General features: G+C 57.5%; 12 protein-coding genes. 5 read left to right on the plus strand and 7 right to left on the minus strand.

Going from position 1 to position 11166, the window contains the following annotated elements:
• The first annotated feature begins 109 nt into the window (after window positions 1-109).
• The 3 genes from AC1QQ2_RS01750 to AC1QQ2_RS01760 are packed head-to-tail and all read left to right on the plus strand — an operon-like array spanning window position 110 to window position 1182.
• A complete protein-coding gene (locus tag AC1QQ2_RS01750) occupies window positions 110-472 on the plus strand; it encodes an SUF system Fe-S cluster assembly protein (RefSeq protein ID WP_067548726.1) in 363 nt (120 codons plus the stop codon).
• Window positions 473-508: 36 nt separating this feature from the next.
• A complete protein-coding gene (locus tag AC1QQ2_RS01755) occupies window positions 509-874 on the plus strand; it encodes a HesB/IscA family protein (RefSeq protein WP_105235238.1) in 366 nt (121 codons plus the stop codon).
• Window positions 871-1182 (plus strand): TfoX/Sxy family protein, encoded by a 312-nt coding sequence (locus tag AC1QQ2_RS01760; protein ID WP_105235239.1) that lies wholly within the window; start codon window positions 871-873, stop codon window positions 1180-1182. Before AC1QQ2_RS01755 ends, AC1QQ2_RS01760 begins: the two co-directional genes overlap by 4 nt.
• Here the strand turns inward: AC1QQ2_RS01760 and AC1QQ2_RS01765 are convergent.
• The gene (locus tag AC1QQ2_RS01765) at window positions 1168-2085 is read right to left on the minus strand and encodes an isopenicillin N synthase family dioxygenase (protein WP_479711852.1); all 918 of its coding nucleotides are present in this window, start codon (window positions 2083-2085) and stop codon (window positions 1168-1170) included. The two genes, AC1QQ2_RS01760 and AC1QQ2_RS01765, sit on opposite strands and share 15 nt — an antisense overlap.
• 117 nt (window positions 2086-2202) lie before the next feature.
• On the opposite strand from AC1QQ2_RS01765, the gene tpiA reads away from it, so the two are divergent.
• On the plus strand, window positions 2203-2952 hold the full coding sequence (tpiA, locus tag AC1QQ2_RS01770) for a triose-phosphate isomerase (protein ID WP_479711853.1): 750 nt from the start codon (window positions 2203-2205) through the stop codon (window positions 2950-2952).
• Between the two features lie 55 nt (window positions 2953-3007).
• On the opposite strand, the gene AC1QQ2_RS01775 is transcribed toward tpiA, so the two are convergent.
• From AC1QQ2_RS01775 to AC1QQ2_RS01795, 5 genes are all read right to left on the minus strand, one after another.
• Entirely contained in the window at window positions 3008-4429 is a 1422-nt protein-coding gene (locus AC1QQ2_RS01775) for a TRAP transporter large permease (RefSeq protein WP_479711854.1), read from the minus strand.
• Between the two features lie 4 nt (window positions 4430-4433).
• The gene (locus tag AC1QQ2_RS01780; RefSeq protein WP_249946270.1) at window positions 4434-5114 is read right to left on the minus strand and encodes a TRAP transporter small permease; all 681 of its coding nucleotides are present in this window, start codon (window positions 5112-5114) and stop codon (window positions 4434-4436) included.
• Between the two features lie 92 nt (window positions 5115-5206).
• Complete coding sequence (locus tag AC1QQ2_RS01785) at window positions 5207-6223, minus strand: DctP family TRAP transporter solute-binding subunit (RefSeq protein ID WP_479711855.1); 1017 nt, start codon at window positions 6221-6223, stop codon at window positions 5207-5209.
• Between the two features lie 272 nt (window positions 6224-6495).
• Window positions 6496-7731, minus strand: a complete 1236-nt coding sequence (locus AC1QQ2_RS01790) for a sigma-54-dependent transcriptional regulator (protein WP_479711856.1) — start codon at window positions 7729-7731, stop codon at window positions 6496-6498.
• Window positions 7728-9488, minus strand: coding sequence for a sensor histidine kinase (locus AC1QQ2_RS01795; RefSeq protein ID WP_479711857.1), 1761 nt, complete (start codon window positions 9486-9488; stop codon window positions 7728-7730). Before AC1QQ2_RS01795 ends, AC1QQ2_RS01790 begins: the two co-directional genes overlap by 4 nt.
• A gap of 58 nt (window positions 9489-9546) precedes the next feature.
• Here AC1QQ2_RS01795 and AC1QQ2_RS01800 point away from each other — a divergent pair, with 58 nt between their 5' ends.
• Window positions 9547-10728, plus strand: a complete 1182-nt coding sequence (locus AC1QQ2_RS01800) for a cytochrome P450 (protein ID WP_479711858.1) — start codon at window positions 9547-9549, stop codon at window positions 10726-10728.
• Here AC1QQ2_RS01800 and AC1QQ2_RS01805 read toward each other — a convergent pair.
• The gene (locus AC1QQ2_RS01805; protein ID WP_105235248.1) at window positions 10700-11161 is read right to left on the minus strand and encodes an Lrp/AsnC family transcriptional regulator; all 462 of its coding nucleotides are present in this window, start codon (window positions 11159-11161) and stop codon (window positions 10700-10702) included. The genes AC1QQ2_RS01800 and AC1QQ2_RS01805 overlap by 29 nt on opposite strands.
• Between the last annotated feature and the right edge of the window lie 5 nt (window positions 11162-11166).

Genomic DNA, 11166 nt, shown 5'->3' on the forward strand with positions numbered 1-11166 from the left:
CTGGCGCGAAATTTATTGCTACCACAGAAACAATAACGGCGCATTGCTGGTCTTTACCCTGACGGGATTAAAACCTATATGAATGGTCAGGAATTTACAGGGCCGTGACATGACTGACTCTCAAGCCAAACTCGAAGGCACACCGCTGATCGAACCATCGACAACCGACCACCCGCTCTATGACGGCGTGGTAGAGGCGTGCCGCACCGTGTTTGACCCCGAAATTCCAGTGAATATCTTTGATCTTGGTCTGGTCTATACGATCAAGATTAATGACGAAAATGATGTTAAGATCATCATGACCCTCACCGCCCCCGGCTGCCCTGTGGCAGGCGAGATGCCCGGTTGGCTCTACGACGCGATCAGCCCCGTGGCTGGCGTTAAGTCCGTCGACGTGGAACTGACATGGGAACCCCAGTGGGGCATGGACATGATGAGCGACGAGGCCCGTCTCGAACTGGGCTTTATGTAAGCTGACCGCCCCGCTGCAAGGGGCAAGGAGAGACCGATGTTCGGCATTCCTGGCAAACAGGCCGTAACCATTACCGACCGCGCTGCGGCGCAAATCGCGAAACTGATGGCCAAGGATGGGCATCAAGGGCTGCGCATTGGCGTTAAAAAGGGCGGCTGCGCGGGCATGGAATACACCATGGACTACGTGGACGAGGTGAACCCGCTCGACGAGGTCGTCGAACAGGGCGGCGCCCGTGTCATGATCGCACCGATGGCGCAGATGTTCCTCTTTGGGACAGAGATCGACTACGAGGTCTCGCTCCTCGAATCTGGGTTCAAATTCAAAAACCCGAACGTTGTGGATGCCTGCGGCTGCGGCGAGTCGATCAAATTCGACGAAAACCTCACGCAATCGGAATGAGCATTTCTGACGAAGATATCGCATTCGCTCACGAACTCTACGCGGGCGTCGGAAAAATCACGCATCGGAAAATGATGGGTGGGCTGTCGATCTATGCGGACGGCCAGATTTTCGCGATCATCAATGCCGAAGGTCGCTATTACCTCAAGGCCTCTGGCGACTTTGCCGAGGCTCTTGCCGCCGAAGGTTCAGAAAAGTTCCGCACCGAAGATGGCCGCGAAATGAATTACTGGACCCTGCCCGATGACGCGCTGGACGATCCAGATCTTGCCTCTGACTGGGGTCGCCGCGCCCTACGCGCGCTTTAGGTGCAGGTAAGTTTCATCGAACCGTTTCTGCAAATGATCAACGGCACGGATCACTTTGCCTGACCCAATCGGCGCAACATTGGTGTCGTGGTTCGGGTTAAAGAACAGCGGCACCGAAATTCGTTCATGATCCTGACCCACCACACGGTGCGGGGTCGCAACAACACGACCATCGGTCCACATTTCCAGCATCTCACCAAAGTTGATGATGAAATCACCGGGTTCCGCGCTGACCGCGATCCAACCACCACCGCGCTGACGCACCTCCAACCCATCCGACCCGTCCGTGGCAAGAAGCGTCAGGCAGCCATAATCCGTATGTGTGCCGATGCCAAAATCCTTTTCGGTCGCCCACTCGGGCCGCTCTGGGTAGAAATTCCCGCGCAACAGCGCCATTGGAGTGGAGAATTTATCGGTGAAATATTCCCGATCTTCGCCAATCGCACCCGCAACCGACTTCAGTAAATCAAGGGCAAAACCCGTCGCATCGCGGTAATAGTCGCGCAGAAGATCGGCAAAACCAGCGGGCGTTTCGGGCCACTGGTTCGGCGCATAGGCCGACACCTTGGACAGAGGATCACCAGCAGGCAATTCCAAACCACAATCAAAAACCTGTTTATAGTCAGGGTTCGCATCAGGATCGACCTGTTCAGATCCCGCCGCCCCCCATCCACGGTTCGATCCCGTTTTGGCCATATCCACCGCTTCTTTGGCCGCGGCTGGCAGATGGAAAAACTGGCGGTAGCCTTCGATGACCTCGCGCACGCGATCACCTGAAATCGGCGTGTTGTAGATGGTCAGGAACCCGACATCCGACGCCCCTACTCGCACATCCGCGATGGCCTTTGCATGGCCCTCGTGCGCGGGATCAATCAAGGCTGCGGCGTCAATACGCGGGATCATGGCACTCTCCGGTTTACGTTGGGGCGCGTTTTTTAAGATATGGCCAGCGAACGCAAGGGCTTTTCCATTCTCGCGGCATTTGCTAACCCTAGTTCAACCATATTTGAGGAGACCCCCATGCGCCGCAAACTCGCCGCCGGAAACTGGAAAATGAACGGAACCGGAGGCAGCCTGGCAGAGGTCACCGCCCTCGCTGCGGCCTACCCTGCGCCCAAAGTGGACCTCCTCCTCTGCCCGCCGGCTACGCTTGTTGCGCGTATGGCTGACACGGCGAAGGGCAGCGCGATTGCGGTTGGTGGTCAGGACTGCCACGCGAAATCGAACGGCGCACATACAGGCGATATCTCTGCCGAGATGCTGATTGATGCAGGCGCGTCCCATGTGATCCTCGGCCACTCTGAGCGCCGCACCGACCACGGTGAAACAGACGCCATCGTTCTGACAAAATCAGAAGCCGCGATTGCCGCTGGCCTGATCGCTGTGATCTGCATCGGTGAAACGCTCGACGAACGCGAAGGCGGTAAGACGCTTGATGTCGTCGGCACGCAACTCTCTGGATCGACCCCCGATGCTGCGACAGGCGCGAATACCGTGATCGCCTACGAACCCGTTTGGGCGATTGGCACGGGCAAGGTTCCGACCCTCGACCAAATCGCCGAAGTGCACGGCTTTATCCGTGCGGAACTGGTGAAACGGTTTGGCGATGCGGGCAATGCGTTCCGCGTGCTCTACGGTGGCTCTGTAAAACCTTCAAACGCGGCAGAGATTTTCGCGGTTCAGGATGTGGACGGTGCCTTGGTCGGTGGCGCGAGCCTCAAGGCCGCAGACTTTGGCGGGATCATCGACGCGCTCGAAGCTGCCGTTTAACATACCCTACCCCATCCAATGAAAAACGGCGCCCCGAGAGGCGCCGTTTGTCGTTTTAGCGGACCACAATCTCTGGTCCCATCAGACTGGTCGGCAAGACCGTCGAAATCCACGGGACGTAGGTGATCAGGATCAAGAAGACAAAGAGCACAGCAAGGAACGGCAGTGCGGCCTTGACCACTTTCATCATCGGCATCCCTGCCACGCCCGAGGTCACAAAGAGGTTCAGACCAACGGGCGGGGTGATCATGCCGATCTCCATGTTCACGACCATTATGATACCGAGGTGGATCGGGTCGATGCCCAGTTCCATCGCAATCGGGAACACCAGCGGCGCCACGATCACGATCAGACCCGACGGCTCCATGAACTGACCACCGATCAGCAAGATCACGTTTACCATGATCAGGAACATGATCGGGCCAAAGCCAGCGTCGAGCATCATCCCTGCGATATGCTGCGGGATTTGTTCGTCGGTCAGAACGTGTTTCAGGATCAGTGCGTTCGCGATGATGAACATCAATGTGATGGTCAGCTTACCGGAGTCGAGCAAGGTGCGACGGGTGTCCTTGTGAAAGAACGCCATGACCAAAGCCTGCGGTTTTTTCCACAGCGGGATCGCACCGTTTTCGTCCGCCAGAGGGCCCATGTCGCGGTAGATAAAGGTCGCAACGATGAACGAATAGATCGCAGCAACTGCAGCAGCCTCGGTCGGGGTGAACGCGCCACCTTTCCAGTAGAACAGGCTCGCACCATCTTCAAAGCGGATCCACGGGTGGCCATAGATACCGCCCATAATGATCACGATCAGCAACAAGCCCCAGAGCGCATCTTTGAACGACGCGCCGATCTCGCCCCAGCCCTGCCATTCGCCCTTGGGCATGTTTTTCACACGCGCCATGACGTAGATGGTGACCATGAGCATGACGCCAGCCAAGATGCCCGGGATCACACCAGCGAGGAACATACGACCAACCGATACGTCGGTCGCAGAGGCGTAAACCACCATAACGATCGACGGCGGGATCAGGATGCCCAAGGTGCCCGCGTTACAGATCACGCCTGCCGCGAATTCCTTGGTGTAGCCAACCTGACGCATCGCTGCGATCACGATGGAACCAATCGCAACCACGGTCGCAGGCGAAGAGCCCGACAGAGCCGCGAACATCATACAGGCGAACACGCCCGCAATCGCCAGACCGCCCTGCATGTGACCCACACAGGCAATCGAGAAACGGATGATGCGCTTTGCCACGCCACCCGTCGACATGAACGACGATGCGAGGATGAAGAACGGGATCGCCAAGAGCGTATAATGCCCCGCCATCGCTTGATACATCGACTGCGCCACAGAGGCGAGCGAGGTCTCAGAGAAGAACAGCAGGAACAGGATCGACGAGAAGCCCAGCGATACCGCAATCGGCGCGCCCAAGAGCAACAGCCCGACGATCATCAAAAAGAGGAGTGCGACGGTCATCGGATCAGTTCTCCTTGTTGAGGGCCGCGACTTCTTCGACGGCATCCTCGGCTTCGTGGCTGACGATCAGCGAACCGTCACCGGCCTTGATCAGACGCAGGGTGGCTTCGATCACACGAACAACCATCAGGAATGCGCCGAACGGCAGAATGAAATACGGAACAAGGCGGGGCATCTTTTCGTAGGGTTCGCCTACGTTAAAGGTGTTCTCCAGCCAGCCTTGCAGGAACGGGATCGGGATCTGTTCGGTTTCATACCAACCTTGATCGCGGGTGTTTTCGAACCCTGTAGGGAACCAACGCCCACTCGTCGCGTCAAAGCCCGCAAACGGTGCCCAGTAATCCCAAGCCCCTTTGAGCAAAAGCAGCATATACGCCAAGGTGATCAGAGCCGCCGCCAACGACATAACGAACCGAACACGCGGGTTCACGATCGCCAAAATAGCGTCCACGCCCAAATGCATCGTCACCTTGAAACCATAGCTGATGCCAAACAACACAAGCCACGCAAACAGGATCAAAACCAGCTCAAGCCCCCAGATCAACTGAGAGTTAAATGCATATCGCAGCACCACGTTCGCAAAAGTCACCAATGTCATCAGCCCCAAGAGGAGCGCGATAAAGGTTTCTTCGAATTCGTGGATTGCCCGCGATACGGGCCCCTTGGGCACATACTTTGTCGCCATGACAGTCCCCTACACCATTGGATGTAAAAAAGGCGGGCACCAATGCAGCGCCCGCCGATAGAGTTGGGCCAGCCAAAGCCAGCCCAGATAGATTAGCCGCCAAACTGAGCGTTGAATGCCTGTGCAGCGTCGATGTTCTCTTGGCCTACGTCCTCAAGGAACTTCGCCCAAACTGGCTGCATCGCATCAACCCAAGCCTGACGCTGTTCTGGTGTCAGAACGCGGATTTCGCCGCCCGCATCGAGGATCGCCTGACGTGCTTCTGCGTCGACTTGGCCAACAGCAGCGTTACGCTCGGTGGTCACTTCGTTAAAGATGGTCATGAACTGATCACGGGTTGCCGGATCAAGGCTGTCGAGCCAGTCAACCGAAGCCACAACGAGGTAGTCGAGAACACCGTGGTTGGTTTCAGTGGTGCCGTCCTGAACCTCAAAGAACTTCTGACCGTAAACGTTCGACCAGGTGTTCTCTTGACCGTCAACAACGCCAGTTTGCAGCGCGCCGTAAACTTCGGAGAATGCCATCGGCTGCGGCGATGCGTTCAGCGCTTCCATCTGCGCAACCAGAACGTCAGAGGTCTGAACGCGGAATTTCAGGCCAGCTGCGTCCTCTGGGGCGATCAGCGGAACGTTCGCCGAGAACTGCTTCAGACCGTTGTGCCAGAAGCCCAGACCCTGCAGGCCGCGGCGCTGCATGGAGTCGAGCATTGCCTGACCAGTGTCAGACGACTGGAACGCGTCAACGGCTTCGATGTTCACGAACATGAACGGAAGGTCGAAGATGCGGAATTGCTTGGTGAAGGTTTCGAACTTCGACAGTGACGGTGCTGCGAGCTGAACGTCACCCTGGAGCATTGCTTCGAGAACTTGGTCATCGTTGTAAAGGGTCGAGTTCGGGTAAACTTCGACGCACATGGTGCCGTCCATCTCAGCGTTTACACGCGACTGGAGCAGGCTCGCAGCGATCCCCTTGGGGTGCTTGTCGGAGTTGGTCACGTGCGCGAATTTGACGACGATCTCGCCTTCGTCACAGCCCATCGGGTCAGCGTAAGCAGCGTTTGCAGCAACAGCCAAAGCAGCGGCAGATACCGCGTATTTCATGAATTTCATTTGTTCCTCCCAAAGGATATTCGAACGCCCAATGAGGGCGGGTGGCATTAAAAAGCGTCAGCTAGGCAGACCACGCAAGGCTATATTGCGCAGGACGCATGCGTCCAAATTAACCTATTGTTTACAATAAGTTGACAGCAGTCAACTTTCGCACACACCCATTCTGCAGATGCAAAGTGGCGGAAATCCACACACACCGTTAGCGCAAGATGTGCGGAAATCCGCACACCCCCGAACACTGGGTGAATCACCAAAACGAGATCAGTCTGTGATCAATCGCGGTAAAGCTCCGCTTTAATCGCGTGCTTTGCCAGTTTGTCGTAGAACGTTTTGCGCGGCAGTTTCAGATGCTTCGCCGCAACGGTCGCATTGCCGTTGTGACGGGTCAGCGCGGCGATAATCAGCGACCTTTCGACCTGCGCCATTTGCTCTGCCAGCCCCAGTTCTTCGGTATGCGCCCCTTCGCCATCCGACAACCCCATCGCAAAACGCATTGCCGCATTCATCAGCGACCGCGCATTGCCCGGCCAATCCTGCGCCATGAGTTTCGAAATCACATCAGGCGTGATCTCTGGTACGGGAAGGTCAGATTGTTCGCAGGCGATATCGACGTAGTGACGGAAGAGCACTGGAATATCTTCGGGGCGCTCCCGCAGGGGCGGAATGCGAATGGTTGCCGCCTGCAACCTGTAGAACAAGTCAGGCGAAAACCGTCCCTCCTCTGCCTCTTTGGCGAGGTCGGCATAGGTTCCCGCAATGATGCGAGGCCGATCATGCCCCTCCATCGCATCAAGCAGCGCAAATTGCGCGGCGGGAGACAACCGCAACACCTCATCCAAAAAGATCGACCCATCGGCCGCATCTCTCAGCGCGACGGCGAGCGTCTCCCCCGTCATAGAGGCAGCAGAGAATTTCAGGAACGGCGCATTCGACCCAACGGACAAGAGGTGCACCACCTCTGCCATCTTGGCCGTCCCAACCCCCGGTTCGCCTGTGATCAGCACATCCGCCGTGGTCCGCGCCACCGCCCTAGCGGCCTCTCGCATTTTGTGTGAATGTTCCGATTGCCCACGCAACAGCCGCGCCGCCGCATCGCCCGTCTCAACCTCGCGGCGCAGACGACGGTTCTCTAGGATCAGGTTTCGGGTTTTAAGCGCACGTTCAACAGTGGCGAGCAAATCCTTGGGGGAACACGGTTTTTCCAGAAAACTAAACGCCCCACCAGAAATGCCACGCACCGCCATCGGCACGTCAGCTTCACCCGTCAAAAGGATCACGGGCAGTTCACGGTCGACCGATTGCGCGAATTCCAAAAGCTGGAACCCGTCCTTACCGGGCATCCGAACATCGGTGACGACGACACCATTAAACGACTTCGCGATATGGTCTTTGGCCTCAATAAACGACCCTGCAAGGATCGGTTTCAGATCCGCCAGTTCGAGCGTCTGCCCCAGCGCCTCGCGCACTTCTTTGTCGTCATCGACCAAGAGAACATGTCTCGCGCTCATGCTGCGTCCCGTCCTTTTGTAGCGTCTAATTCAACGGTGAAAATGGCACCGCCATCGGGATGATTGCGACCACGGATCGCGCCACCGAAACTCTGCACCAGACCATAAGAAATCGAAAGGCCAAGGCCCATCCCTTCAGCGGCGCCAACCTGTTTGGTCGAATAGAACGGGTCAAAGATTTTCTCAGGTTCCGCAATCCCTGGACCTGTGTCACGTACCGACACCGTCACACGATCCCCCGCGATGACGTCGATATGTACGGCCTTATCGTCTTGACCTTCCATCGCGTCGATGGCGTTGGAAATGAGGTTCAGCACCACCTGTTGCAATCGCACTTCCCCTGCCCTGACCCAAATCGGAGCCTCCGTTTTCTCCCAGTGCAGAACAGCGCCTTCCTGACGCGCTTTGGTCGCTGCCATCTCCATCGCGGCTTCAATCGCGGCGCCAACCTCAACATCGGTGAGCGGTTCGCTCTCTTGACGAGAGAAGGCCCGTAGATTGCGAATGATGCGACCCATACGACGGACCAATTCGGAAATACGGTTCAGGTTTTCGGCGGCCCGTTCAGGGTTTCCCCGTTCAAGGAACGCCTCGGCATTTTCAGCGAAGGATCGGATCGCCATGAGCGGTTGGTTCAGTTCATGACTGATGCCAGCCGACATTTGCCCCAAGGCCGACAGTTTGCCCGCCTGCACCAGATCATCCTGCGCCTTTTTCAACCGCGCCTCGGCAGCGGTCCGTTCGGCCACCTCACGACGGAGGTTCACGGCGACCGCCTCTAGCTCTGATGTGCGCCGTTTCACCCGCGCCTCAAGCAATTGGTTCGCCCGCGCCAAAGTCCGCCGCCGTTCGGTCGCCAGAAACAGCATCGCGCCAAACGCAAGAGACAACGCCGCCGCCACCACAGCCTGAAGCCCTGCGATTTGTCGTGCAGGGGCCACGTCCAGCAGTGCCTCCCCCGTCAAACCAACGGTTGGCATGCTGAGCGTCAGATGCAGCGCTTCATTCGGAAGGTAACGCCCACCGTCGATTGACCAGATATCATGCGGGCCGCGCATCCTGCTGTCGTAGTCAAAAAACGGCGCGATGTCGTCGGCGCGGTAGTCATCGCTGTCAGCCACAGCGGTAATGTCATTCGATCGCGAACGGAATACCAACTCGGAACGGTTCGACACAAAGACAACGTCCAACTCATCGGTGAACAGAACCGCAGGACGATCGCCACGCCACGAGGCCTCGATCGCCTCAACGTCGACGGTGACGGTCACTGCGCCCACAACGGGGCCTTCGGGACTGAACACGGGCGAGGTAAAGGTGAACACACGCCGCCCGAAGGGTTCGCTGAAATAGTGATCGACGCCCAGTGCACCGCTCATCGCGCGTTTAAACCCGTATCGGTCGACCTGCGGCGCAGCGATCCCACGGGCGCTGGCCAGAACGTCGCCAGCCGTGTTCGACACCGTCACATCGAGCGCACCCGTTTTATCGGCAATCTGCGCCAGCGTGGATTTCGCGTCCCATCCTGCCAAGGCGACGCCGACGACAGGATGATCTGACACGAGAGCCGCGAGTTCACGAAAACTCTGCAACTCGCTGGTCAATCGGTCTGCGGCCAAGGCCAGATCCGATCGCCCCCGTCGCGCCAATTGATCCAAGGCCGCGCCGTAGCCCCACCACCACACAGCCCCCGTCAATACACCCAAAAACCCTGAAAACAGGGCCACGGCAATTAGACGGTGAGAGAGGCTCGAACGCATTGGGGCAGAGTAGAAAATCCCGCTTGTCTTGACCAGAGAGGATCGTCAAAGTTGCGCCATGCAACGTTTCGACCAATCCCCGACTGACCCCGATTTTGTCCAAAACCCTTACCCGCTTTACGATCAGATGCGTGCTGCTGGCGATTTGGTCTATTGGTCCGACTACGATAAAGTGTGCGCGACATCCCACAAAGCCGTGACGACAATCCTCAAGGATCGACGGTTTGGCCGCGAGGCGCCCGCCGAATTCGCCCGCGCCGTCCCCGAGCATCTGCGCCCCTTCTATGACATCGAAGCGCATTCGATGCTGGAACTTGAACCGCCACGGCATACAAAGCTGAGGGCACTGGTTATACGGGCGTTTACATCGCGTGGAATTGCGTCGTTGGGGCCGATGATCAGTGAATTGGCGAACGATTTGATTGATCAGTTCCCTGACGGGCCGTTTGACATCATCGACGCCTTTGCGCGACCCATCCCTGTGATCGTGATCTGCCGATTGCTCGGCGTGCCAGAGGATCGCGCCTCTGACCTGTTGCGGTGGTCGAACGATATGGTCGCGATGTATCAGGCCCGCCGCACCCCCGCGATTGAAGCGGCCGCTGTCGCTGCAACGCTCGAATTCCGTGCCTTCCTGACTGATTATATCGCGGCTCGGCGGAAGGCCCCGAAATCCGACCTACTGTCCGACCTCATCGCAGCAGAGGCCGAGGGGGAAAAGCTGACCTCGGACGAATTGATCGCGACTGTGATGGTGCTGTTGAACGCGGGGCATGAGGCGACGGTTCATACGTTAGGAAACGGCATCAAGGCCCTGATTGAAAATGGCAAACCTGATGTGACACCTGCAACCGCTGAAGAAATCCTGCGCTTCGATCCGCCGCTCCATATGTTCATGCGTTGGGTCTATGAGGACGTGACGCTCTTTGGTCATGATTTTAAACGCGGGGATGAGGTGGGTTGTCTGTTGGCGAGCGCGAACCGCGATCCTGCAGCCTATCCTGACCCCAACACGTTCCAAGCTGATCGCAGCGGCCCCGTGAATGCCAGCTTTGGCGGTGGCATCCATTTCTGCGTCGGTGCGCCGCTCGCACGGATGGAAATTCACCTCGCGCTTGATGCCCTGTTCACCCGCCGCCCCGACCTACGGATGACAGAGCCCGCGACCTATGCGGATCTCTATCATTTCCACGGGCTAGATCGGCTGATGGTTACAACGGCAGCTCAAGCGTCGACTTGATCTCTTCCATCGACAACAGCGCTGTCACGTTGTGGATGCGCACCTCTGAAATCAGAGCCTGATAGAATTCGTCATAAGCGCGGGCGTTTTTCACGCGGACCTTGAGGATGTAGTCGATGTCCCCCGCAAGGCGGTGCGCCTCTTGAACCTCGGGGCGGGCCTGCAACGCGGCGAGGAATTTGCGCTGCCAATCGGCCTCGTGTTCGCTGGTGCGGATCAGGACAAAGAAACAAGCCTCGAACCCAAGAGCCTCTGCATCCAGAAACACCGTCTGACGACCAATGATATTGGCCTCTTTCATCTTGCGGATACGATTCCAAACAGGCGTCTTTGAAGACCCAACATTGCGGGCAATATCGTCGAGCGACTGCGCCGCGTCGGCCTGAAGCTCCTTGAGGATTTTCCGATCCATATCGTCTAACCGAAACGCCATTCTGT

Source organism: Aestuarium sp. (genome assembly GCF_023253315.1).
GTDB lineage: Bacteria > Pseudomonadota > Alphaproteobacteria > Rhodobacterales > Rhodobacteraceae > Marivivens > Marivivens donghaensis.